We start from the raw sequence: 23,516 nt of genomic DNA, 5'->3' as shown, positions 1-23,516 counted from the left end.
CGGACCGACGGGTGGCGGCCTTCGGGCTGCGAAGGCCCTCGTCCGCTAGCGTGCCCACGGTGGGGACTGTGTCAGTACGCGACCGATTGCCGCGCGACCTCGCCATCGTCATCGGGGTGGCAGACACGTACGTGGCGGTCCGCGGGGCGCTTCGGCACGGGCTCGGATGGGACGCCCACGCCTATTTTCTCGCGTGGCCCGGCTCCCTGTACGACGTCCCTCCGGGCCAGATCGACGCCTACAACTACAGCCCTGCCTTCGCGCAACTCATCTGGCCGCTCGCCCACCTGCCTTGGCCGGCGTTCTGTGCTCTGTTCGTGGGGGCAGCCGCAGTCGGCACCGGCTGGCTGCTGCGACCCCTCCGACTATCGGTGGGCTTGCCGTTGTGGTTCGCATTCACCCCCGAGATCCTGTCGGGAAACATCTACTGGCTACTGGCGGTCGTTGCCGTCCTCGGGCTGGGAAGAGGGTGGCCGTGGGTACTGGCCGCCCTGACGAAGGTACTGCCAACACCGGGCCCTTTGTGGTTTCTGATCCGAGGGGACTGGGGCCGACTCACTGGGTTTGCCGCCGCCTTCGCCGCCGTTACCGCTGTGTCGATCGCCAGCGCCCCCGACCTGTGGAGGCAGTGGTTCGACTTCCTCACCTCGCATCGCGGGGACACCGGCGCGGCAAGCCTGGCGTTCGTCCCGCCATTGTGGCTGCGCCTGCCCGTGGCGCTTGTGCTGCTCGCTTGGGGGGCCCGACGGGACCGGCCTTGGGTCTTGGCGCCGGTCATGCTGCTCGCCACTCCGGTCGTAGGGATGGGCTCGTTCGCCCTGCTTGCGGCACTCCCCCGCTTGCGCATGCAACCTGCGGCGGAGGATCACCTGCTCTCGCCACTCGTACGGGGTGAAGTGACCCGCAGCCCAGGCGACCAAGGCTGATGACTGCGTCGGGATCCCCGTACCCCTGCTGTCGTCCCTGTCGTCCGCCCGCTTGTCCCAGTCCACCATGAGCTGCACCACCGGGGGCAGGTCGTCCCTTTGGCTCCCTTCCGCGCGGCCACGCCCGACCCGGGACGAACCAACGCATACTTCTACGCGTGACCGTGACGCGCGCCCCCAAGGACCACCTTGCCAGCGTCACCGCTCGGCGCCCCGCGGCAGCCCGCGTCCCTTCTCGGCGACGCAGAATCTGGGCAGACCCCCTCGCTGGCCCCCTGGTGGTTACGGTGTCGTCCCTGGCGGCAGCAGCTCAGGCGTTGCGGTTGTGGCAGTGGCGACCGGGCCTTCCCATGGGCCTCGACGGTGACGCGTCCTATGTGCTCATGCAGGTGCGTACGATCCTCGAGCAAGGCTGGTACGCCCCAACGTCCCGCATTGGCGCGCCAGACGGCCTCAACCCGTCTTGGCACTCCACCGCCGACGTCCTGAACTTCGCCACGATCCGACTGCTTGGCCTGTTCGGCGGCAGCCCGGCCACCGTCAGTGCCCTTTTCTTCATCGCGCAGTTTCCCCTCGCCGCTCTGTCCGCCTACTGGCTTGCGCGCCACCTGAGGGTTGGCCGCCCCGGGGCCGTTGTCGTAGGTGTGCTCTTTGCTGTGCTCCCCGGGCACCAGGTCTGGTTCGCCCATCTCTGGCTCGCGGCGTACTGGATGGTCCCGCTCGCACTCTGGCTCGTCGTCGAGGTGGCCCGAGGAAACAGGCTGTGGCCCCAGCTCTCAGACTTGCGCGGTCCTGGCGCCACGGCCGCCCGCTGGTCTGCCATGCGGCTCATAGCCATGGGCGTCGCGGTCGGGTTGGCCGACGTCTACTACGTCGCCTTCACCCTGCTCCTCATCAGCGGCGTGCTCCTTCTGCGTCTGGTCACGGGCACACGTCCACGTAACCTGCTACCGGGGGCTGGGGTGGCCGCGGCGGTCGGCGGACTCTGCGCGATATCGCTCGTCGCCGTGACCCGCGGCCGGGCTGGCGACCAGGTCACCGGAGGCCTACCGGCCCAGCGCGTCATCGGCGAGTCCGAGACGTATGCAGGCAGACTCATCGACCTGGTTCTGCCCTGGTACGAGCATCGCAGCGAGCCGCTGCGTTTCCTCACCAACGCCTACGGCGTCGCGACCACGCCCAGCGTTGAACGGCCTGCCCTCGGCGTAGTCGCCCTCGTCGGCCTTGGAGCGCTCCTTGTGACGACGTTCGCTGCCCTGCTCACCGGCCGTCGTGTGGGTCCGCTGCCCGGACTCCTTTCTGCCCTCGCCGTCATCTGCCTGGGCTTCTACACAAGGGGCGGACTTGGGTCACTCGTCGCACTCTTCGTCACGCCCCAGATCCGGACATGGTCTCGGTTCGTGGTGCTGGTCGGACTGCTGGGCCTGCTTGTCGTCGGTCTCGCCCTCACGCGGGTTGGGGCACAAAGGGGCCGCCGACTCGTCTGGCCGCTCGCCGCCATCGTCACGCTCGTGGGCGTATTCGACCAGACGAGTCCCGCTGCGGCGCCACACTATGAGGCGCTGCGGCACCGCACCGCCGACCTCACGGCATACACAGTTGCACTTCATCGCGAGGTCGGGGACTGCCCAGTGTTCCAACTACCAGTCGTCTCGTTTCCCGAGGAGCCACCGCCGGGGCGGATGGGCGACTACGACCACCTCCTTCCGAGCACGTTCGCCCCTAAGGGGCTGTCGTGGAGCTACGGCGCCATCCGTGGCACCGCGCGCGCAGACTGGCAGCTCGCGCTGCCCGTCGCCCGCACACCACAGCTGCTTGACGACATCGCGGCCGCTGGTTTCTGCGCGGTCGAGGTAGACCGTGATGGGTATGCCGGTGGCGACGACCCCAGCGCCGACATCAGACGCGTTGCCGGCGTACCGGTAGCGAGCGCCGTCCCAGAGGCGCTCGACGCGTACGACCTGCGGCGGCTGCGCGCCGACCACTCGCGCCGCGACGCGGTGCTCCAGCCGGTGGTCGTCAGCGCCGCGGGATCGCTCATTGACACGAGCGGGACCGATCCGTTCCAGTGGACCGGACCATCCACCGTAATCACCCTGGCCAACATGGGCAGGGGGCCTCGTCCCCTCACGTTGACTTTTCGGCTCGAGGGCATCGGTCCCACCCAGCGCACAGTTGTGGTGACGGCGCCGGGAGCCCAGCGCAGGGTCACGGTGTCCGCGAACCGCTCAGAGCTGGTGTCGCTGGCTCTGACCGTCCAACCGGGCTCGACGCGGGTCGAGGTCTCCACCGACGGCAGAGCCGAGTCAGTTCCCGGCACCGCCGGGTCCGTCGTCGCCGCACTGCGGCTGTCGAACCTGCGGGTCGACGCCAATGGGGTGGTCAACGCCGCCAGCCTGCAGCAGTTCGCCGCCGCCAGCCCGAGGTCGCTCCAATGACCGTCTCGGTCCAGAAAGCGACTTCGCGGGCGGCGGCCGAACGCGCCGAACCCAACCTGCTCAAGTGGGCACCCGCAGTTGCTTTCGGCCTACTCCTGCTCTCACTATCTCGACACGCCGCGGCGGGAATCTCCGACCCGGACACTCCGTGGCATGTCTTGGCAGGCCGCTACCTCTGGGACACCTGGCAGTTCAGCGGTCCAGACCCGTTCTCCCGGTTCACCACCGGTCCGTGGGTACTCAACCAGTGGCTACCCGAACTGATCTTCGCTGCTGCCGACCATGTCGGAGGACTCGCCGCCGTAGCGTGGCTTGCGCAAGTGGGGCGCTTGACCGTCTGCCTCCTGCTCTACGCCGCGTGCCGGCGCCAAGCGGGCGGGCTCCCGGCAGCGTTGGTCGCCGGTGTGGCCGTGTTGGGCACTGCAGACAGTCTCAGCCCTCGCCCCCAGCTCGTCGGGTTCGCCCTCCTCGCCGTGACCCTGGACGCGTGGCTGCGGACCACCACAGACGTCCGACCGCGGTGGTGGCTAATGGCCGTGTCGTACGTCTGGTCCTGCTCGCACGGCACCTGGGTCGTCGGCATCACGGTCGGCATCGCAGCCGTTGCCGGTCTAGCGCTGGACCGCCGCATCGACCTCCGGGCGGCAGTACGACTCGCGGCAATTCCTGCGGGTAGTGCGCTTCTTGCGGTACTAACCCCCGTCGGTCCCGCGTTGCTTGGGTCGTTTCGCGCCGTGCGGGCGGTGAGTCCCTACATCCAGGAGTGGCGCCTGCCCACCACGCCCACACCCTCGGTCATCGCGACTGCCACATTGCTGCTCCTGGTGCCACTCGGGTGGCTCCTGGCTCGCAGGACCTTCTCATGGACGACGCTGGCCCTGTGGCTGGTCGCGCTCGCCTGGGGTGTCAGCAGCATGCGCACCGTCGCGGTGGGGGCGATCGTCATCGCGCCGCTCGCGGCATCGGCGCTCAACGCCATGATTGGCCGGCCGTGGATGGCCGCGTCAAGGGGCGAGCGAGGGTTTCTGGGCCTGGCAGCGCTTCTCGCCGTGGCCTTGTCGGCGGCGCTTGCTGCGGGTGGTCCTCGCAACCAGACAGGGGTCCCACACGCGTTCGACCGCACCCTCGCGGCGATGCCGCGAGGCACCGTCGTCTACAACTCCGATCTTCTCGGCGGATGGCTCATGTATAGGTACCCCGGCATCGCGCAGACGGCTGACACCAGGGTGGAGCTGTACGGGCCGAGTTCGGCGCGGGACTACCTTGACGTCATGGCGGCCCGACGCGGCTGGGAGCAGGGCCTCGCCCACTTCGCACCTGCAGCTGCCATCGTCGAGCAGCACCTCCCCCTGGTCGATGCACTTCGCACAAACGGGTGGCAGGAGCGTGGCAGGGACGCTGGCTACGTCCTCCTCATCGCCCCGTGACGAGTCAGCCCCATATCGGCCGTTTGGTCGGGTTTAGCACGCCGAACATCCCTAACCCGCCTCATGGCCTTCCCTGCCTGCGGACCGGTTCCTACCGTGCTGGTGTCCGGTAGGAGGGATTCATGTACCGAGGGCTCCGGGTCGCGGTGGTGGTGCCCGCCCACAACGAGGAGCGGCTCATCGGCCGCACCGTGTCGACCATGCCTGACTTTGTGGACCACATCATCGTCGTCGACGACGCCAGCTCTGATGGCACAGCCGAGGCTGCGAAGGCGGTGGGCGACTCCCGGGCGCAAGTGATCACCCTCATCGAGAACCAAGGTGTTGGTGGGGCAATCCTGACCGGCCACGCCGAGGCGCTCGTGCTCGATGCGGACGTCTCGGTTGTCATGGCTGGCGACGCACAGATGGACCCGGACTACCTGCCTGCCCTGCTGGACCCGATCGCCTCAGGTGAGGCGCAGTTCACCAAGGGCAACCGCTTCTACGGCAAGGGTTCCTTCGCCGGCATGCCCAGGCACCGGATCCTCGGCAACCTGGCACTCTCGTTCCTCACCAAGGCGGCTTCGGGCTACTGGAACCTCTTCGATCCACTGAACGGCTACACGGCTATCAGCCGTGAGGCACTGCTGCGACTGGACCTGTCCCAAATCGAACGGCGGTATGAGTTCGAGAACGATCTACTCATCCACCTCAACATCCAGCGCGTTCGCGCAGTCGATGTAGCCATCCCGGCGCAGTACGGTGACGAAGTCTCCGGCATAAACCTGCGCAAGCAGGCGCCGCGGGCGGTTCGCCACCTGGCTCGCGGCTTCTGGTCCCGAATCTGGTGGAAGTACGTCCTGCAGTCCTTCTCTGCCGTGGCCCTCATGCTGTTCGGGGGCCTCGTGCTCACTGGCGTCGGTCTGGCCATCAGCCTTTGGACTGCCGTCCACACTCTCGGGCCAGCGACCGCCAGTGCGGGCACCGTGGTCCTCGCTGTGGCTCCGCTTCTCAGCGGATTTCACATGTTGATCTACGCCATGGTCCTGGACATCCAGGACAACACAGCCCGCTGAGTCCGTGTGGCCCAACTCCGTTTGGTTATGAGAACCGCCCTTGCCCACAGGCCTGGTCCAAGTCCATTCATATACGGCCTTGCCGCCGTCGTCATAGTGGTGGCTCCGCTTCTCACGCTCCCGGCAATCAGTCGAGGGTACGACTTCACGGACGAGGGGATGTATCTCAACGCGATCAGCCATCCGGGAGACGACAAGTCAACCGTGCTGCTGTTCGGTTGGATCTACCACCCGTTGTATGACGTTCTTGGCGCCGACGTGGCGCGGGTGCGCGCAGCTGGAATCGCGATGACGTTTCTCTGTTGCGCGGTTGCCGGGTGGGTGGTGTTAGGTGTGGGCGTCCCTTCGCGCCATCAGGCGCCCCCGCGACCTCTCCGCTTGGCATTGGCCGGCGGGACAGGCGCTATGGGCCTTCTCATTTACGCGGGCATGCCGATCAGCCCTTCGTACAACAGTCTGGCGCTCCAATCTGTCGCCATCACCGTAGCCGGGCTGGGACCCGGCTTGTACTCGACGGGACTCAGGGGCTGGCTGGGTTGGGCAGTCGCGGGCATCGGCGAGGCGGTCGCGTTTGGTGCCAAACCCACAACCGCCGCAGTCCTTGGCATCCTTATCATCTTCGTGAGCTTCTCCGACGTCCGCCGGTACCTGCGGGGACTCACGGTCGCACTTGCTTGCGCTGCCGCCGTAGGACTGGGGACCGCCATTCTCGTGCGACAACCCCCCGCGCACATTGTCGACACCGTTGCCGCAGGCGCGAAGGTGACCGAACTTCTGGGCAATCATCCAGCCCTCATCCGCCTAGACCCTGTGGTCCTGCTGCCGGCGATAGCTCTCATGGGGCTGCTCGCGGCCACCTGCCTGGGCATGGCGTCGTGGTGCCTGCCTGGCGTTTCATCCGTGGATCGCCGTGGCGTTGCCGTCTCGATGCTGCTCATCGTCGCAGCCGGTTTGTCTTCAGTGGCGGTCTTCGCGTTGGTGGGGAGCGGTCGGGATGGTTCGAGCATTACCGATGCTTCCGCGCTTCTGTGCCTACTCCCAGGGATGACCTTGATCGGCGGAGTTGTAGCGCTTGCGAAGATCGGACGGACCACGTCCCTAGGAGTATCGACCGCCAAGCCGCAGACCGATCGTCTGTTCATCGTGATTCTGCTCGTCTTGCCGTTGGTGCACGCCTTTGGGACCAACAACAACTACTGGAGCTCGGCAGGCAGGGCTTCGACCTTCTGGCTCATGTCGGCTGGCCTCGCCCTCGCCGGCCGTGGCTCGGTGGGGAATCGCATGTCGTTAGCTTGCTTAGGCTACGGAGTGCTCATCACGGAAACCCTTCTCAGCGCCAGCATCTGGCTTCCTTATCATCAAGGCTCTTTGCTCGAGGCAACCGTTCCCACCCAACTGGGGCCGGGAAGCAGCGAAGTGCGGCTCTCACCGAATCAGGCCGCCGAAATTTCGTCGATGCGAACGGTAATGCAATCGCATGGGATGACCCGCGACACTAGGATCATCGACTTCACAGGAGTATCGCCGGGTTTCATCTACGCGGTTGGAGCCAGAGCCGCGGGCCAGGCGTGGCTTCTTAACGACGGACCGAACAGTACGACCTCCGCCACCTACGCCTTGTCCCGAGACCGGTGTGTCGCAAGCGGGGCATGGCTGCTTGTTTCCAGCGGCGGGAAGGCCATAGACCACACCGCGGTCCTGAAGGCTCTCGGACTCGACTACGACCGTGGCTACGAGGCTGTTGGCAAGATCTCGACGGTCGCGGGCAGCCAGTCCCCGGGTGGTTCGGGCATCTCTGTCTTCAAGCCGAGCGCCACATCAGATGACGCCAGCTGCACATCATCCAGTACGGGCGAACGGTAACTCGACTTAATGCTGGGGGTTCATCGTCACACTTGAGATTCACACCCCGCACCAGCCGGGACGACGACAGACGACCCCGGTGACATGCCCTGTCGCTTTCACCACGTGGCTCGGAGGTACTGCTCGGGCCAACGGACCTCGCCGCCCAGCTCTGCGGCCGCCCGTAGGGGCCAGTGCGGCTCACGCAGCAGCTCCCGGGCGAGCAGCACCACGTCGGCCGACCCGTCGGCCAGGATGTCGGCCGCCTGCTTCGGCTCGGTGATGAGTCCGACCGCACCCGTGGCCACCCCAGCGGAGCGACGCACCTCAGCGGCGAACGGCACCTGGTAGCCCGGTCCGACGGTGATCTCCTGCCTCGGGTCGTTCCCGCCTGACGAGCAGTCGATGAGGTCCGCTCCTGCAGCAGCAAGCAGCCGGGACACCTGCACGGTGTCGTCCAGTGACCAGCCGCCCTCGACCCAGTCGGTCGCCGACAGGCGCACCACGACCGGCGCGTCCTCCCCCACAGCGGCACGCACCGCGGCATACGTCTCCATCAGCAGGCGGGTGCGTCCCTCGAAGTCCCCGCCATAGGCGTCGGTGCGGCTGTTCGACAGCGGCGAGAGGAGCTCGTGCAGCAGATAGCCGTGTGCGGCGTGGATCTCGAGGACCTCGAAGCCAGCGCGCAGGGCACGCTCGGCTGCCGCGGCGAACAGACCGGGCACCTCCTGCACCTCAGCCAGCGACAGGGCCCGAGGGATCAGCAGCCGACCGAACGCGTTGCCGTCGGGACCCACCGGTTCCCAACCGCCCTCGTCCGGTCCGGCTGTGCCGTGCACCCACGGCGGGTTGACCGAGGCCTTGCGGCCGGCGTGAGCCAACTGGATGCCCGGCGTCGCACCTTGCGAGCGGATGAACTCAGTGATCCGCGACCACGCCTGCACCTGCTCGTCGTTCCAGATGCCAGCGTCCTGGGGGCTGATCCGCCCCTCCGGCGACACAGCGGCGGCCTCCGTGAAGACCAGCCCCGCTCCCCCACGCGCGAACGAGCCGAGATGCACCAGGTGCCAGTCGTTGACCACGCCGTCCGTCGCCGAGTACTGGCACATCGGCGAGACCCAGATGCGGTTTCGCACCTCGGTCGAGCGCAGCGTGATGGGGTCGAAGAGCGTGCGGGCCATGACGGCGGCAACCCGTTGCAGGAGCCGACTATTCCTGGCGTATACGGTCGGAGACGTGACTCCTGCTGCCGGAAACCTCACCTGGACGACCGCCAACGCGGACCAGGCCCGCGCCCTGCTCGCGCCCCCCGTCGCCGAGTCGATCCACCTCGTGCCCGACGCCCGGGTGGCTCCGATCGACCCGACGCTGGCGGACACCGCCGCCTTCTGCGAGGCCTACGCCTCGCCGCCGGAGCACTCGGCCAACTGCGTGGTCGTGGTCGGCAAGCGCGCCGGTGAGGTCCGGTATGCCGCGGTGCTGGTGCTCGCGACGATGCGCGCCGACATCAACGGCGTGGTTCGCCGGCACCTCGACGTCCGCAAGATCTCCTTCGCCCCGCAGGACGAGGCGGTGCAGCTCACGGGCATGGAGTTCGGCGGCATCACCCCGGTCGGCCTTCCCGACAGCTGGCCACTTCTGGTCGACGCGGCCGTCGTTGCGGCCGGTGAGGTCGTCATCGGCAGCGGCATCCGCGGCAGCAAGCTGCTCGTACCGTCGGCCGGACTACTTAAACTGCCCGGTGCCCAGGGGCTCCAGCTGGCAGTGTAGGAATCAGACGGCGCCCTTCATGAGGCAGGTATGGCGCCCTCGGCCTTTCGTGCAGGTCGTACGAACGGCCATATAAAAGTGCATAGCGCAACCAAGTGTTCCCGGTGCCTCCAGACTGTTGCCCTATGAACGCAGGCCTGCTGGACGTGGCCGTCGGCCCATCCTCGATGGCGCCCCCGCGTCGAAACCCAGCGCTCGACGGACTGCGAGGTCTGGCGGTGCTGCTCGTCATCCTTTCGCACACCGTGGACCCTAACTTCGAACCCATGGGGGCCATCGGGGTCACCATCTTCTTCGTCCTGTCCGGCTACCTCATCACCACGCTTTTGCTGGAGGAGCGAGGTGCGACGGGCAGGATCGATCGGCGCCGCTTCTATTCGCGGCGGGCATGGCGCCTGCTGCCTGCTCTGGCGATTCTCTTGAGTGCAGAAGTTGCTTGGCGCTTGGCCGCCGGGGTCACCCTCAGCCCTGTCGCGATCGCCGCCTCGTATGGGACCAACATCGCGATGGCCATGGGTGTCGACGTGTCAACGCTCGGCCACACATGGTCATTGTCGCTGGAGGAGCAGTTCTACCTCCTGTGGCCCCTGGCGCTCCCATTCGTCATGCGTCGCAACCCAGTAGCCACCATCGTCTTCGCGGCCGCAGTGTCTGGCCTGGCACGGGTTGCAATCTCTGTGTTGGCTCCTTGGCCGGTGTCATTCTTCAGCCCAGCCACCCGCGCGGACGCCATCTTGGTCGGGTGCGCGTTGGCCGTAGCGCTGCGCCAGGAGCCAAGGCCATCACGGCTTGGCCTCTTTGCTGGACTCGCAGCGACTCTGCTCACCCTGAGCTGTCTCACCGTCGGGGTACCGGCTGCGATTGCCTTGATCGCTCCTGCGTCCTTGGCGACCGCCCTGCTCATTGCGCGACTCACGGCGACCTCGGGCGGGGTTTTCGGGACCGTACTTGGGTGGTCGCCTTTGCGCTACACCGGCCGCATCTCGTATGGCCTGTACCTCTGGCACCCTCTGATGCTCAGCATGGCCCACGTCCATCGGTTTCCTGTCGTCGTGTTCACTCTCGTGAGCACCTTCGCCGTGGCGAGCATTTCCTGGCACGCTGTCGAGCACCCGATCCTGCGACTGCGGTTGCACCAGGGCCGTCGCATGGCTAGAACTGTTCCTGCCACCGCGGGCGGCCCATAACGATGGGACTCCCTCCAGCCTGATACTCGGCGTCGAATCTGAATGGACCAGAGCAGGCGTAGGTGGCTTGGGACTCTACGCTAGGCGGGGCCCAACCCGGTGACCGTCATGGCAGCGGCATCCGCGGCAGCAAGCTCCTCGAGCCGTCTGCCGGGCTGCTCGACCTACCCGGCGCCCAAGAGCTCCAGCTGGCGCAGTAACGAATCCCGCTTTCCGCACTTGGAGGGCGGGGCCTGCCAGTGACGGCGCCGCGATGCCCGCCGTCCTAGGTCCTTCCAGCGCGAGCAGCAAGAAGCCCCCCAGCAACGGCTCCGACGAGGGGGCATCCGCCCGCCAACAGCAGGGCGACACCGAGGGTCTGGCTCTCCTGGAGGGGAAGGGAGCTCAGTACCGGCCCGATGAGCACGATCGCCAAGCACATGCCGGCCACCCCTCCGAAGAGGACGCCGACGATCAAACCCAGTACACGTCCCATCATGCCCCCCGGCTCGTCGCGTCGTACCCGAGGAGCGTACCCACAAGCGGAGCTCAGGACGTCAGTCGTGGAAATTCTTCACGGGGCCGAAGTCGGTGATGGCCACCGCCGCTTCTCCCGTGGCGCCCGACGCCTCGAGGTCGACGACGGCCGTGATGGCCCAGTCGTGGTCGCCCTCGGGATCGTCGATGACCTGGCGGACCAGCCACTGCCCCGGCTCGCGGGTGATCTGCAACAGCGCCGGGCCCCGCGCGTCTGACCCCGTGCCGATGGAGTCATACTCGGAGAAGTAGTCCTCGATCGCCTCCTGCCACCGGTCGGCGTCCCACCCTGCGGCGGCATCGAGCTCGCCGAGGTCGATCCACCGCCGCAAGGCTGCCAGCTCGACCCGTCGGAACATCGCGTTGCGCACCAGCACCCGGAAGGCCCGCTCGTTGGCGGTGATCGGCCGAGGCTCGCCCGCCACTCCCCCGGGCCGAACCTCGCCCTCGCCGTCCAAAGTGCCTGACAAGGCAGTGGGATCGGTCAACGCTTCCCACTCGTCGAGCAGGCTCGAGTCGGTCTGACGCACCACCTCACCCAGCCACTCGATGAGGTCGGTGAGCTCGTCTGTCTTGGCCGAGTCCGGCACCGTCTGGCGCAGCGCCTTGTAGCAGTCCGAGAGGTACCGCAGCACAAGCCCTTCGGACCGCGACAGCCCGTAGTAGGCGACGAACTCACCGAACGTCATGGCGCGCTCCCACAGGTCGCGCACCACCGACTTCGGCGAGAGCGGCGTCTCGGCCACCCACGGGTGGCCCTGTCTGTAGGTCTCGAAGACCGCCTCCAGCAGCTCCTGCAGCGGCTTGGGGTACTCGACGTCCTCGAGCAGCTCCATCCGCTCGTCGTACTCGATGCCCTCGGCCTTCATCTCCGCGACAGCCTCGCCGCGCGCCTTGAACTGCTGGGCCATCAGCACCTGACGCGGGTCGTCGAGCGTCGCCTCCACCACCGACACCACGTCGAGCGCGTAGGTCGGCGACTCCTCGTCCAGCACCGAGAACGCCGCCAGCGCGAACGGCGACAACGCCTGGTTGAGGGCGAACCCGAACTGCAGGTCCTCCACCAGCCGCACCGCACGGCCGAACTGGTCCGGCTCGTCGAGCCGCTCCACCACCCCGGCCGTCAGCAGCGACCGGTAGATCTGGATCGCCCGTCGCGCCAACCGAGCCTGGCGGCGGGGGTCCTCGTGGTTGTCGCGCAACAGCTTTCGCATCGCCTCGAACGGGTCACCCTCGCGGGCAAGGACGTTCAGCAGCATCGAGTGGCTGACCTGCATGCGCGAGACCAGCGGCTCGGGCTCGGCCTCGACCAGCCGGTGGAACTGCTCCTCGGTCCACGTCACGAAGCCCTCGGGCGGCTTCTTGCGCTGCACCTTCCGCTGCTTCTTGGGGTCATCCCCCGCCTTCAGCAGCGCCCGGTGGTTCTCGATGACGTGCTCGGGCGCCTGCACCACAACAGAGCCGGACGTGTCATAGCCGGCCCGGCCGGCTCGCCCCGCGATCTGGTGGAACTCGCGTGCCTTGAGCAGCCGCTGGCGCGACCCGTCGAACTTGGTGAGCCCCGTCAGCACCACCGTGCGGATCGGCACGTTGATGCCCACCCCGAGGGTGTCGGTGCCGCAGATGACCTTGAGCAACCCCGCCTGCGCCAGCTGCTCGACCAGCCGCCGGTACTTGGGCAGCATGCCGGCGTGGTGCACCCCGATGCCGTGGCGCACCAGCCGCGAGAGCGTCTTGCCGAAACCTGCGGAGAACCTGAAACCCCCGATGAGAGAGGCGATCTCGGCCTTCTCCTCCTTCGTGCAGACGTTGATGGACATCAGCGACTGCGCCCGCTCCAGAGCCGCAGCCTGGGTGAAGTGCACGACGTAGACCGGCGCCTGGTGCGTCGTCAGCAGCTCCTCGAGCGTCTCGTGCAGCGGCGTCAGCGCCCACGAGTACGACAGCGGCACGGGTCGCTCCGCCGACGTCACCACCGCGGTCGTGCGGCCGGTGCGCCGGGTCAGGTCCTTCTGGAACGGCGTGACGTCACCGAGGGTCGCCGACATGAGGACGAACTGCGTGCGCGCCAGCTCGAGCAGCGGCACCTGCCACGCCCAGCCGCGGTCGGGCTCGGAGTAGAAGTGGAACTCGTCCATCACCACCTGCCCGATCTCGGGCGAGGCGCCGGTCCGCAGCGCGATGTTGGCGAGCACCTCGGCGGTGCAGCAGATGATCGGGGCGTCGGCGTTCACCGACGCGTCGCCGGTCAGCATGCCGACGTTGCTGGCACCGAACAGGTCGCACAGCGCGAAGAACTTCTCCGACACCAGCGCCTTGATCGGCGCCGTGTAGTACGTGCGCACCCCAGCCGCCAGTGCCGCGAAGTGGGCGCCGGTGGCCACCAGGCTCTTCCCCGACCCGGTCGGCGTCGACAGGATCACGTTGGACCCCGTCATCACCTCGATCAGCGCCTCTTCCTGGGCCGGATAGAGCGTCAGCCCCTGGCCCGACGCCCACTGCACGAAGGCGTCGAACAGGGCGTCCGGATCCCGCTCCCCCTCCGGCGGGAGGTGGTCGAGCAGCGTCCCCGACGAGCCGGGACCAGCCGTCCCCGACGAACCGACCACCGGCATGGGACCAGCCCCAGCGGACGAGCCTGGGTCAGCCGTCACCGGCGACCCGAGCGCAGGTCGGCGACGTGCGGGGCCACCGCGGGGTCAAGCCCCAGCCCGAGCGCGAGGTAGGTGGCCGCGAAGTCGGTGACAGCGATCTGCCCCGCCAGCCGCACCAGCGGGTGCCCCGGCTCGGCGGTCACCTGCGACACCTTGACCCCGGTCTCCCGGGCCGACTCCACGACCGCCTCGGTCAGCGCCTCGGCCTCCGCCACCTCGGGAGAGGGGTCCTCCGGCACGGCATCGCGCAGCATCAGCAGGCCGAGCCGTGGCGGCATCGGCCCATCGAGGTAGGGGTCGGCGAAGATGTCGCCGGCCGCGACGCCGCTCGCACCGGCCGACGACGAGCTGAACGCCGTCGTGAAGGGCCCGTCGAAGCAGGCCACGATCTGGGAGGCGGCATCGGGCAGCTCGCCGAACGTCGCCGGCATACGGGCTGTGCGCGCCAGCATGGAAGCGGCGCGTGACGCGGCTACTCCGTTGAGGGGGCCGTCGCCGAGCACGAGCGGGACGGTCTCGGCGAGGTCGACCGCGAGCACCTTTGCCGGGTTGACGAACGACTCCGAGGAGGGCCGGCAGGCCTCCGCGTGCTCGTCGAGGCGGTCGGCCACGTCCGCCAGCACCGCGGCGTCGACGTCGGCGATGCCGATCTGGCCGGCGGCCAGCATGACGGGGGCCAGCATCGACCACAGGTGCGTGCGCGAGCCGTCGCGGTCGTTGCCCACGTTGATGTGCACGCCACGCGCGCGGGCACACACGTCGGCCAGCGGCGAGTCGGACGCCCCAACGGTCAACAGGGAGGCGCCCCGGCGCGCAGCCTCGGCCGCGAGGGCCAGCGGCCCCGCCGCGCGGCCCGACTGCGAGACGGCGATGACGAGGTCGAGTGGCCCGACCCACCCGGGCAGCGGCAGGTTGCGCCGGATCGCCACCGGCACGGGCGAGCCCGGCTCGGCGAGCATCTCGAGCACGTCGCAGATGACCGCCGTGCCGCCGAGCGAGGCGACCAGCACCGACCGGGGGCGCTCACCGCCGGCGACCCGCTCGATTCCCGCGTCCTGCGACAGGGTCAGCGCCTGGCGCACCTGCGCTCCCGCCATCGCGAGCGACCGCAGGGTGCCGTGGGTGTCGAGGGCCGCGCAGGCGTCCTCGTTGTCGATGCGCTTCTCGTCGAGGAACGGGGCCATTGCCGTGCCCGTCAGGCGGGCTTGCGGGCTTCGTCGACGAGCAGCACCGGCACGCCGTCGTCGATGCGGTACTGCAGGCCGCAGGCGGCCGTGTTGGTGCAGTGCAGCTCGGGCTGGCCCGTGGGACCCTCCGCGTCCGCGAGCTCGGCGTGGCACGCCGGGCAGCGGAGGATCTCCCGCAGCCAGGGCTCGATCAGGGGTGCGCCGGCCTTCTCGGTCATCGGGCCTCTCCTCTCACCAGGGCCAGGACGTCGTCCCGCACCCGTTCCATTGTGGCCTCATCGGCGGCCTCGACGTTCAGCCTCAGCAGCGGTTCGGTGTTCGACGGGCGCAGGTTGAACCACCACATCGGGTCACCGTCACCCCCGCGGTGCGTCGCGGTGAAGCCGTCGAGCGTGTCGAACTCCGCGCCCTGCCCCCCCGCCCACTCTCGCACCACCTCGGTGGTGCCCGCAGCATCGGCGACCGTCGAGTTGATCTCGCCGGACGCGGCATACCGGTTGTATGCCGCCATGAAGCGGCTCAGCGGCTCGTCCTGGGTGCCGAGGGCGGCCAGCACGTGCAGCGCGGCGAGCATGCCGGTGTCGGCGAACCAGAAGTCGCGGAAGTAGTAGTGGGCGCTGTGCTCGCCGCCGAAAATGGCGCCCTCGTGGGCCATCTGGGCCTTGATGAAGGAGTGGCCGACCCGCGTGCGGATCCCCCGGGCGCCGCTCTCGGCGATGATCTCGGGGACGGCCGCCGAGGAGATCGCGTTGTAGACGATGCCGACGTCCGCGGCCGGGGTGCCGGCGGCGACCTCACGGGCCACCTCGCGCGCGGCGACCATGGCGGTGATGGCGCTCGGGCTCACCGGCTCGCCGCGCTCGTCGACGACGAAGCAGCGGTCGGCGTCGCCGTCGAAGGCCAGGCCGATGTCGGCGCCGTGCTCGCGGACAGCTGCCTGCAGGTCGCGCAGGTTCTCCGGCTCGAGCGGGTTCGCCTCGTGGTTGGGGAAGGTGCCGTCGAGCTCGAAGTAGAGGTCGACCACCTCGAGCGGCAGCTCGGGCAGCCCGGCGGCGGTGCCGAGCACGGCCGGCACGGTGTGGCCGCCCATGCCGTTGCCGGCGTCGACGACCACCTTGAGCGGGCGGATCTGCGACAGGTCGACCAGCGAGCGCAGGAAGGCGGCGTAGTCGGCCAGCACGTCGCGCTCGGTGACGGTGCCGGGCTCGAGGTCGTCGCGGGCGAACGGCTTGCCGCCGTCGAGGATGGCCTGGCCAAGGTCGCGGACGTCGGTGAGGCCGGAGTCCTGGCCAACCGGGCGGGCGCCGGCGCGGCACAGTTTGATGCCGTTGTACTGCGCCGGGTTGTGGCTGGCGGTGAACATCGCACCGGGCAGGTCGAGGGCGCCGCTGGCGTAGTAGAGGCCGTCAGTGCTGCACAGCCCGATGAGGATGGCGTCGATCCCGTGGGCAGCCACCCCGTCGGCGAACGCCCGGGACAGCTCGGGTGACGACGGCCGCATGTCATGGCCGACCACTACCGCCTTGGCCTGCTCCGGCAACGCGACCACCTGGGCGAACGCCGAGCCGATCGCGTAGGCGACGTCCACGTTGAGCTGGTCGGGCACGACACCACGGACGTCGTAGGCCTTGATGAAGTTGGCAAGCACGGGCGCGGTCACGCCCGAAACCCTATCGGCAGTCAGAGGTCGCGCAGGACGCGCAGGTGGCCGCGCCGGCCGGTCTCGACGGCGCCGGACCGGCTCTCCTCGCCGCGACCGACCTGGCCGGGTACGGCCTGCGGCGTGGGGTGCTCGGTGAGCTTCGGCTTGCCCGCCTCACGGACCGCGTTCGCCAGGGCGAGCAGGTCGTCGTGGGTGGGCTCGGGCTCGACGTACTCCCCCGACAGCCGCACGATCTCCCAGCCCCGCGGCGCGGTGAGGCGCTCGGCGTGGACGGTGCACAGGTCGTAGGTGTGCGGCTCGGCGTAGGTCGCGAGCGGCCCCACGACAGCGGTGGAGTCGGAGTACACGTAGGTCAGGGTGGCGATCGCGGCGTTGGGGCACGCGGTGCGCGAACACCTCCTGGTCAGACTCACGGGTGGACTTTAAACCACGACCGGCAGGAAGCCGCATCGGCGCGCCGTAGCATGGCGAGCATGACCGCTGCCGGCGCTGGTGCGCGCTTCCCCTCGCGGCCCTCTCGGGGCTCCGCCTCGGGGTCGGCCAGTGTGCCGGCGCGCCTGCGCCGCGACCGGCGTGGCCGTGGCCGCCGCGGTCCGCTCGCCTGGCCGGAAGTGCCCGCGATGGTCTCCCGGCGCGAGCAGTTCGACGACCTCGTGCTCGATGCCGCCTCCCGGCTCGAGTCGCGCCTGGGCGAACGCCACGTCGACGTCGAGTTCGCCGTCGAGGACGTGCCACCCAGCGATCCCGCCCCGTGGGAGAGCTCGGTGGTGCCGCTGGGCCGCCTGTTCCCCGCCCAGGGCAAGCTGCCAGCGCGCATCGTGGTCTACCGTCGCCCGATCGAGAGCCGCGCCCACGACACCCGTGAGCTGACCGCGATCGTGCAGGACGTCGTGGTCGAGCAGGTCGCCGCACTGCTCGGCATCCCTCCCGAGCAGCTCGACCCTCGCTACGGCGACGACTTCGACTGACCCCCGGAGCGCGTAGGTCAACTCGCCGAACGGCGAGGTATGCCGGCTGGCTGGCTGGCCGCGCGGCATCCCAAGGGCTCATCGGACATTCCGTTGGAGCTCCTCCTCCGAGGCGATCATGGCGCCGAAGTCCCGCCGTGCCTGCGCCACTAAGTCCGGTGACGGGAACTGCCCTTGCGCCCACGCAGTTTGGTCGGGCATCTCGTACCAGTCCCTGAGGTCCGGGGCGCAGACCAACCACCGGTCGTCAGTCACCCTGGTGACCTTCCAGCCGGACAGGTCCGTGGCCCGCTCGAGGTGCTCCGACGTGAGCAGCTGGATGCCGTGGACGTCGTCCACGCGACTCGCCCACAGACGCCGGTTCAACACCCACCGACCACCATTCGACAACGAGTTCCAGCTCGGGAAGAGGGGACCGGCGAAATCGATGACCGCGATCTCCAACCCCGGTGCGGTGGCAGAGATGGTGGGGATGAACGACGCAGCAAGCTCCACATCGCTCATCCCGGGCTCCACCCGCACCTGGGCAACTTGACCCCAGTGCTGCACGCACACGGCGCGGTAGCGTGCAGAACCAAGTGACACCGAGTGCAGCACCAACGTCTGATCCGCGTACGGCAGACAAAGGCCGAGGAGGTCAGCCGCATCCTCGGGCTCGGCCGGCAGGGTGGGACCAGCGCCCGTCACCTCGGTGGCACCGTCGTCGAGCGGCACCCACCTCGCCGCCGCGGCAAGGAGCTCGTCCGTCCACTCACGCGCCACGCCCCACCTGAACGCAGCAACGCCGTACTCGTTGACCGGTAGATCGGTGACCGGGACCTCGAGGCGGAACCCGGAGAACAAGGTGGGCCTTGGAGGTTGGGCCCTGATGAAGTCGTCGAGTCGAAGCCTGTCGGGTGAGGTCACCGAACCGGAGAAACCACGTACTTCCAGTCCTGTGACCAGAGGTTCCACGAGCAGCTTCCACTGGGAGGTGTTGACGAACCACACGCAGGCGCCTGCCACCGTGGGGTACACCTGCCAGCTGACACCCTCCACCAGCGAGACGGTTGAGAGCACGTCGGACACCGCGCGTGCGGTGGCCTCTCGGTCGACGCCATGGAGGCTGACGATCAGCGGCACCACGGGCGAGCCAGCCCGGCGCAGCTGCGACGTGCGCGAGCGAACCCGGGCTGCGTCGACGTCAAAGCCCATCGCTACTGCGGGACCTCGAGGAGGCCAACGTTGGTGGTGCGCAGCACCGCGTCCTTCAGTGGCAGCACGGTGACGAGAGCGCCCTTGGCGTCCGACCCGCCGACCACCACGCCGGCGCGCACCTGACCCTTGCCGGAGAGCCGGTGCACCCACACGCTGGTCGCGCCCGTCAGGTCGACCGTGGCGGAGGAGTCGGCCCCCACGGTGAGCCGTCGCGACGACGCCTTGCCCGACGCGTCGGTCGTGACGACCTCGACGCCGGCGGTGTCGCCGCTGCTCGTGAGGGCCAGCGACCGGTCGAGCGGCTTGCCGGCGATGGCCTGCGACGGCAGCGGCGTGCCGGCCACCCCGCGGATGGCAGGCGTCGAGGCGGTCCAGGCGAAGTCGCCCACCGCGGTCGCCGCGGTGCGCCGTTGCACGACCGCTCCGGCGACGACCGGCACGTCGGCCCGGACCTGGAGGCCGTAGGTCCCCGCCGGCAACCCGTTGAGGCTGATGTCTCGCACCGAGCCGCCGGCCACCCGCACCACGCCGTCCTTGGGCAGCGCCCGCGGACCCGAGGGCGTCAGCGCCCGAGCCTGCACCACGCCCTCACCGTCACCCGGCACCACGACGCGCAGCGCGGCCGAGCCGGCCAGCGCCACCGCGGGGATGACCTGGTCGCGCGAGGGCGCGGCGGCTGCCACGGCGTCGTCGCTGCCGGCAGCGATCGAGCCGTCGAGCCAGTAGTCGTTGAGAACGGCGTGCACCTCGCCGCCCTGCGCCACGACGTGGACGGCGGGCGACCCCTCGGTGCCGGAGATCGAGTCGAGCAGCACGACGGTGCGGCCGAGCGACGGCACGACGATGCCCTTGCCGACCGGCGAGTCGACGATCCCCTTGGCGCCGTGCAGCGTGAGGTCGACGGTCACCGGGTTCTCGCCCGGGTTCGTCAGCACGAGGCGTTCCTGGCGACCGGCCGCGCCGGCGCCGGCGATGAGCCAGGCGTCGGCGCTCGGCGAGCCGCAGGACGTCATGCCGAGCCCGCGGTGGTCGCCCTCGGTCACCAGCCACGACTGGGCGGCAGCGAGTCCGGGGGCCATCGACTGCTCCCCGCGCACGAGGACCGCGGACGGCTTGGTCAGCTGGGCCTGGCCCACGAGTCCGCGCGCCGTCGTCTTCGCGCGGGCCGAGCCGCCGTCGAGGTCGGTGAGGCTGAACGTGCCGTCCTGCGACGGCAGCGACAGGCCGGTCAGCGCCCGCACCGGAGCCGCCGAGGCCGCCACGGTCACGTCGACCGGCAGGTCGTCGATCCCCGGGAGGCCCTTCAGCTCGGGCCCGGGGCAGACGAGGGCGGCGCTGCGCACCGTGCGGGTGCCGCCATCGCGGCTCGTGTCCGCGTTGGACGAAGGCCCGAGGGCCACGGCGCCCGGTGCCTGCACCGCGGCATACACGAGGGCGGCACCGCCGCCGGCGGCCAGCACGGCGCGGACGATTCCCTTGGGCGAGACGATCACGGACGGCTCCTCGGGGCCGGGCCGCCGAAGGGCAGCGCCACGAACGCGACGACGAGCAGCAGGGCCAGCTGGGCCCACCGCCACGGCTCGTCCGTCGGCAGCACGTCGACGACCAGCTTCCCGGTCTTGGCGGGCAGGGCGTAGGTCGGCTGGTCGGCGCCAGCGACCGGACGCAGCACCACGCGGTCGTAGGTGACGCGTGTGTGGGCCGCCCACTCCGGTGGCTCGGCCACCACGAGGGTCGACCCGGGAGTGGGTGACAGCGGGGTGGAGGTGCGGCCGTGGTCGCCCAGTACGCGGACGTCGGTGCTGACGCCCTTGGCGTCGACCAGTCGGGCCCGCGAGGGCGCGATCGTGCCGTCGGCCGCCTTGTGCGGCATCACCCGCCAGAACAGCACGCCGTCGTGCTGGCCGAGCCGCGAGAGCCCCGCGGTGGCGTCGAGGGTGCGGATGGCCGGGTCGGTGGCCTCGGCGCGCAGGCCGACGAAGCCGACGGCATGGTCGGCCAGCGCGGCGGCGGGCTCCTGCGCGTCGGGCGAGCCGCCCTGCTCGAACAGGCGCCCCACGACCTCGGCCACCGCGGCCCGGTCGGGCTGCTGGTCGGCCGGCAGCGGCAGGTCGCGCGCCACGCCCGAGACCTCGCGGCCCAGCAGCTGGTAGCGCACCTGGTCGCCGTGGGGCTCGAGCAGCAGCATCCGGTTCGACAGCTCGCTCTCGGCCTGGTCGATGGCGATCGCCGGCCGTGGGTCGTTCCACGCCGACAGCTCGGTGCCGACGGCCTTCCACGCCGTCCAGCCGGCACTGGCCAGCACGGCGAGCACCACGGCCACGCCGACCGGCCACCGGGCCACGGCGAGCCAGCCGCCCTCGGCACGACGCAGCGGCAGCCGGTCGGCACCGAGCAGGGCGGCGGCGAGGAGCGCCAGCACGTAGACGAGCAGGCCGGTCCCGGACCACGCGGTGATCGGGTCACCGGCTCCGGGCAGGCCCTCGGGCACCGTGCCGAGGTGCAGGTGCGGCGCGGCCAGCCCGGCGGCGAGGCCGAGCAGGGCGAGCAGGGCCAGGAAGGTGGCGGCAGCGGACCGCGCGCCGCAGCGCAGCAGCCCGACCAGGCCGGCCAGCACGAGGGGTGCGGTGAACAGCACCGGGTACGAGCCGGGGCCGCCCGGGTGGGCCAGGGCGATCTCCCAGGGCTTGGCGCTCGCGCCACCCCAGACCGCCAGCCCCGGGCCGGCGAGCAGCCGGTAGGGAGCCTCGACGAGCTCGAGCAGCCAGGGACCCATGAGCGCCGGCGGCACGAGCAGCAGCGCGAGCCCGCGGATCCGCGGGCCGGTGCCCCGACCGACGACGACGAGCACGAGGGCTGCCAGGGCGGTCAGGACCAGCAGGGCAGGGACGAACGCACCCAGCACCGCTGCGCCGAGGGCGGTGGCGGCGGTGGCCGACGCCGTGCTGTGCCGCCGCGCCGCGATGGCGAAGCCGGCAGCCACCGCCGGCAGCAGGACCGCGGCGACCACTCCCCCGAGCCGGCCGGCGCCGACGGCGGTGCCCACGACGGCCGTGCTCGACCAGGCGAGCGCCGCGAGCGCGCGGGGCCAGCGCGAGCGGGTCACCACGCGCGCCGACAGGTATGCCGTGAACGTGGCGAGCGGGAAGGCGAGGCCGACGACCGCGGCCACGGCCGCGCCCACCGACGAGCTCGCCGGGCTCAGCCACGGCAGGTGCTCGCCCAGCCAGGCGAGTGCGGCCAGCACGGCCAGGTAGGGGCTCTGCTCGCCGGCGTGGCCCGATGCGGCACCGTGCCAGCCGTCGACCCAGGAGTGCCACAAGGTGGCCGAGTCGGCGCGGACGCCGACCAGCTCGCCGCCGGTCAGCCCGGAGTCCAGGCGGCCGAGGAAGCCGCCGGGCAGGTGGCGGCCGGCGAAGAGGGTCACGACGGTTGCGACCGTGACGGCGAGGACGCCGGGGTTGCGGACCACGCGCGAGGCCCACGAGGCGGAGAGGACGTGCAGGTCCATCGCCTCGTCGGAGACCGGGCCGGTCTCGACCGCCTCCACCGGGGTGTGAGCGCGCTCTGACGGCCCGCGGTCGTGGACCACCTGGTCGTGCACGAGGTCGGCGGTGTGGCGCAGGGCCGCGCCCGGGCGGATGAACAGCCCGGCGAGGTCGCGGCGGCGCAGCCGGCGGGTGCCGCGGGACCGCCAGCGGGCACCCAGGCTGCGCCACGGGTCGAGCAGGGCGCCGATGTCGGACAGCTCGCGCCACGCGGCCGTCGGCTGCTTGGCCACCAGGAGGACCAGGCCCCCGAACAGGCTGCTGACCGCGATCCAGAGGGCCATGAACGGCACGGCCCACCACGCGCACCGGGTGAGCGCCACCCGGCGAGCGGCCCGGCGCCGCGACGCGACGCCGTCTGCGCCACGCGGGGTGGTGCGCAGGGTCGCGCGAGGCACCACCACGACGCGGTGGCCCGCCTGGTGGGCGCGCCAGGAGAGGTCGAGGTCGGCGCCGAAGTCGCCGAAGGCGGGCTCGTGCCCACCGAGGTGCTCGAGCAGGTCGCGCTCGACGAGCATCCCCTCGAACGGCACCGCGAGGGCGTCGGTGCGCCGGTCGTACTGGCCCTGGTCGGGCTCCCCGGGCCACGGCGAGGGGATGATCCGCCCCGCCCGGGTGAGCTGGATGCCGACCGACTCCAGGGTGCGCGGGTCGTCCCAGCGCACCAGCTTCGGGCCGGCGACCCCCACCGACGGCGAGCGGCGCAGGGCGTCGAGGAGGCGGGCCAGTGCCATCGGGTCGGGTGCGGTGCCGTCTGTCAGCAGCCACAGGTGCTCCACCGCGTCGTCGGCCTCATCGGCGCTCGGGGGGATGGCGGCGAGGGCGGAACGCACGGCGGCCCCCAGCGGGGAGCCGGGGGCCACGGTGGTGAAACGGATGTCGGGGACGGCCTTCGCGAGGGACTCGTGGCCGCGGACGGTGTCGACGGAGTCGCCGTCCTGCCCGTGGTCGACGACCACGAGGCGTTCCGGCGCTCGGGTCTGGCGGGCGAGGGAGTCGAGGACCTCGCCGAGCCGGGAGCCGGCGCTGCGGAGCACCAGCACCGCGGTCACCTTGGGGGTGGCGGTGGGTGCTCCGTCGCGTGCGTGGGCGTGCGCTGGGGCCAGTGTCATGCGCTGAACAGCAGGTGCGGTGT

The 23,516-nt window shown here is 70.2% G+C and carries 17 protein-coding genes; 8 read left to right on the top strand and 9 right to left on the bottom strand.

The features are described from left to right. The first annotated feature begins 68 nt into the window (after positions 1–68). The 5 genes from BMW78_RS14880 to BMW78_RS14860 all read left to right on the top strand — a co-directional run bounded on the left by BMW78_RS14880 (position 69) and on the right by BMW78_RS14860 (position 7,712). Positions 69–926 (top strand): glycosyltransferase family 87 protein, encoded by an 858-nt coding sequence (locus tag BMW78_RS14880; RefSeq protein ID WP_177180408.1) that lies wholly within the window; start codon positions 69–71, stop codon positions 924–926. A 158-nt stretch (positions 927–1,084) separates the two neighbouring features. After that, positions 1,085–3,364, top strand: coding sequence for a hypothetical protein (locus tag BMW78_RS14875; protein ID WP_218144370.1), 2,280 nt, complete (start codon positions 1,085–1,087; stop codon positions 3,362–3,364). After that, the gene (locus BMW78_RS14870; RefSeq protein ID WP_143056270.1) at positions 3,361–4,791 is read left to right on the top strand and encodes a hypothetical protein; all 1,431 of its coding nucleotides are present in this window, start codon (positions 3,361–3,363) and stop codon (positions 4,789–4,791) included. The genes BMW78_RS14875 and BMW78_RS14870 overlap by 4 nt, the downstream gene beginning before the upstream one ends. A gap of 122 nt (positions 4,792–4,913) precedes the next feature. Next, positions 4,914–5,849 carry a glycosyltransferase family 2 protein gene (locus BMW78_RS14865; RefSeq protein WP_091761328.1) on the top strand — a complete coding sequence of 312 codons (936 nt, stop codon included), beginning with the start codon at positions 4,914–4,916 and terminating at the stop codon, positions 5,847–5,849. A 159-nt stretch (positions 5,850–6,008) separates the two neighbouring features. Then, positions 6,009–7,712 carry a hypothetical protein gene (locus tag BMW78_RS14860; RefSeq protein ID WP_143056269.1) on the top strand — a complete coding sequence of 568 codons (1,704 nt, stop codon included), beginning with the start codon at positions 6,009–6,011 and terminating at the stop codon, positions 7,710–7,712. Positions 7,713–7,810: 98 nt separating this feature from the next. On the opposite strand, the gene BMW78_RS14855 is transcribed toward BMW78_RS14860, so the two are convergent. Further along, complete coding sequence (locus BMW78_RS14855; RefSeq protein WP_091761324.1) at positions 7,811–8,872, bottom strand: NADH:flavin oxidoreductase/NADH oxidase; 1,062 nt, start codon at positions 8,870–8,872, stop codon at positions 7,811–7,813. Between the two features lie 55 nt (positions 8,873–8,927). Here BMW78_RS14855 and BMW78_RS14850 point away from each other — a divergent pair, with 55 nt between their 5' ends. Together BMW78_RS14850 and BMW78_RS14845 are read left to right on the top strand one after the other, a co-directional pair. Beyond that, positions 8,928–9,461 (top strand): YbaK/EbsC family protein, encoded by a 534-nt coding sequence (locus BMW78_RS14850; RefSeq protein ID WP_245735886.1) that lies wholly within the window; start codon positions 8,928–8,930, stop codon positions 9,459–9,461. 125 nt (positions 9,462–9,586) lie between these two features. Continuing rightward, positions 9,587–10,648, top strand: a complete 1,062-nt coding sequence (locus BMW78_RS14845) for an acyltransferase family protein (RefSeq protein WP_091761322.1) — start codon at positions 9,587–9,589, stop codon at positions 10,646–10,648. 536 nt (positions 10,649–11,184) lie between these two features. On the opposite strand, the gene BMW78_RS14835 is transcribed toward BMW78_RS14845, so the two are convergent. Genes BMW78_RS14835 through BMW78_RS14815 form a run of 5 tightly spaced genes read right to left on the bottom strand, consistent with a single transcriptional unit; the run spans position 11,185 to position 17,081 of the window. Beyond that, positions 11,185–13,779, bottom strand: coding sequence for a DEAD/DEAH box helicase (locus BMW78_RS14835; RefSeq protein ID WP_091761317.1), 2,595 nt, complete (start codon positions 13,777–13,779; stop codon positions 11,185–11,187). A 35-nt stretch (positions 13,780–13,814) separates the two neighbouring features. After that, positions 13,815–15,002, bottom strand: a complete 1,188-nt coding sequence (locus tag BMW78_RS14830; RefSeq protein ID WP_091761315.1) for an SIS domain-containing protein — start codon at positions 15,000–15,002, stop codon at positions 13,815–13,817. 11 nt (positions 15,003–15,013) lie between these two features. Further along, positions 15,014–15,223 (bottom strand): Trm112 family protein, encoded by a 210-nt coding sequence (locus BMW78_RS14825; protein ID WP_091761313.1) that lies wholly within the window; start codon positions 15,221–15,223, stop codon positions 15,014–15,016. After that, positions 15,220–16,665 carry a phosphomannomutase/phosphoglucomutase gene (locus tag BMW78_RS14820; protein WP_091761311.1) on the bottom strand — a complete coding sequence of 482 codons (1,446 nt, stop codon included), beginning with the start codon at positions 16,663–16,665 and terminating at the stop codon, positions 15,220–15,222. The genes BMW78_RS14825 and BMW78_RS14820 overlap by 4 nt, the downstream gene beginning before the upstream one ends. Before the next feature lie 20 nt (positions 16,666–16,685). Beyond that, positions 16,686–17,081: a DUF3499 domain-containing protein gene (locus BMW78_RS14815; RefSeq protein WP_091761310.1), complete on the bottom strand. Its 396-nt coding sequence runs from the start codon at positions 17,079–17,081 to the stop codon at positions 16,686–16,688. A gap of 60 nt (positions 17,082–17,141) precedes the next feature. Between BMW78_RS14815 and BMW78_RS14810 the strand changes: the two genes are divergently transcribed. Continuing rightward, positions 17,142–17,636 carry a metallopeptidase family protein gene (locus tag BMW78_RS14810; protein ID WP_091761492.1) on the top strand — a complete coding sequence of 165 codons (495 nt, stop codon included), beginning with the start codon at positions 17,142–17,144 and terminating at the stop codon, positions 17,634–17,636. 78 nt (positions 17,637–17,714) lie between these two features. On the opposite strand, the gene BMW78_RS14805 is transcribed toward BMW78_RS14810, so the two are convergent. The 3 genes from BMW78_RS14805 to BMW78_RS14795 are packed head-to-tail and all read right to left on the bottom strand — an operon-like array spanning position 17,715 to position 23,493. Continuing rightward, positions 17,715–18,830, bottom strand: coding sequence for a hypothetical protein (locus BMW78_RS14805; protein WP_091761307.1), 1,116 nt, complete (start codon positions 18,828–18,830; stop codon positions 17,715–17,717). 2 nt (positions 18,831–18,832) lie between these two features. Next, on the bottom strand, positions 18,833–20,326 hold the full coding sequence (locus BMW78_RS14800) for a DUF5719 family protein (RefSeq protein WP_091761305.1): 1,494 nt from the start codon (positions 20,324–20,326) through the stop codon (positions 18,833–18,835). Then, positions 20,323–23,493, bottom strand: a complete 3,171-nt coding sequence (locus BMW78_RS14795) for a glycosyltransferase (protein ID WP_091761303.1) — start codon at positions 23,491–23,493, stop codon at positions 20,323–20,325. The genes BMW78_RS14800 and BMW78_RS14795 overlap by 4 nt, the downstream gene beginning before the upstream one ends. Positions 23,494–23,516 lie beyond the last annotated feature (23 nt).

It is taken from the genome of Pedococcus cremeus (assembly GCF_900111375.1).
GTDB lineage: Bacteria > Actinomycetota > Actinomycetes > Actinomycetales > Dermatophilaceae > Pedococcus_A > Pedococcus_A cremeus.
Note: the sequence above shows the minus strand (reverse complement) of the source record. Positions and strands in the feature narration are given on the sequence as shown.

Excerpts from the sequence above, each read along its gene's own strand:
- BMW78_RS14870 (WP_143056270.1), top strand. The coding sequence starts at position 3,361 with ATGACCGTCTCGGTCCAGAAAGCGACTTCGCGGGCGGCGGCCGAACGC.
- BMW78_RS14865 (WP_091761328.1), top strand. The coding sequence starts at position 4,914 with ATGTACCGAGGGCTCCGGGTCGCGGTGGTGGTGCCCGCCCACAACGAG.
- BMW78_RS14860 (WP_143056269.1), top strand. The coding sequence starts at position 6,009 with ATGTATCTCAACGCGATCAGCCATCCGGGAGACGACAAGTCAACCGTG.
- BMW78_RS14855 (WP_091761324.1), bottom strand. The coding sequence starts at position 8,872 with ATGGCCCGCACGCTCTTCGACCCCATCACGCTGCGCTCGACCGAGGTG.
- BMW78_RS14845 (WP_091761322.1), top strand. The coding sequence starts at position 9,587 with ATGAACGCAGGCCTGCTGGACGTGGCCGTCGGCCCATCCTCGATGGCG.
- BMW78_RS14835 (WP_091761317.1), bottom strand. The coding sequence starts at position 13,779 with ATGCCGGTGGTCGGTTCGTCGGGGACGGCTGGTCCCGGCTCGTCGGGG.
- BMW78_RS14830 (WP_091761315.1), bottom strand. The coding sequence starts at position 15,002 with ATGGCCCCGTTCCTCGACGAGAAGCGCATCGACAACGAGGACGCCTGC.
- BMW78_RS14825 (WP_091761313.1), bottom strand. The coding sequence starts at position 15,223 with ATGACCGAGAAGGCCGGCGCACCCCTGATCGAGCCCTGGCTGCGGGAG.
- BMW78_RS14810 (WP_091761492.1), top strand. The coding sequence starts at position 17,142 with ATGACCGCTGCCGGCGCTGGTGCGCGCTTCCCCTCGCGGCCCTCTCGG.
- BMW78_RS14805 (WP_091761307.1), bottom strand. The coding sequence starts at position 18,830 with ATGGGCTTTGACGTCGACGCAGCCCGGGTTCGCTCGCGCACGTCGCAG.
- BMW78_RS14795 (WP_091761303.1), bottom strand. The coding sequence starts at position 23,493 with ATGACACTGGCCCCAGCGCACGCCCACGCACGCGACGGAGCACCCACC.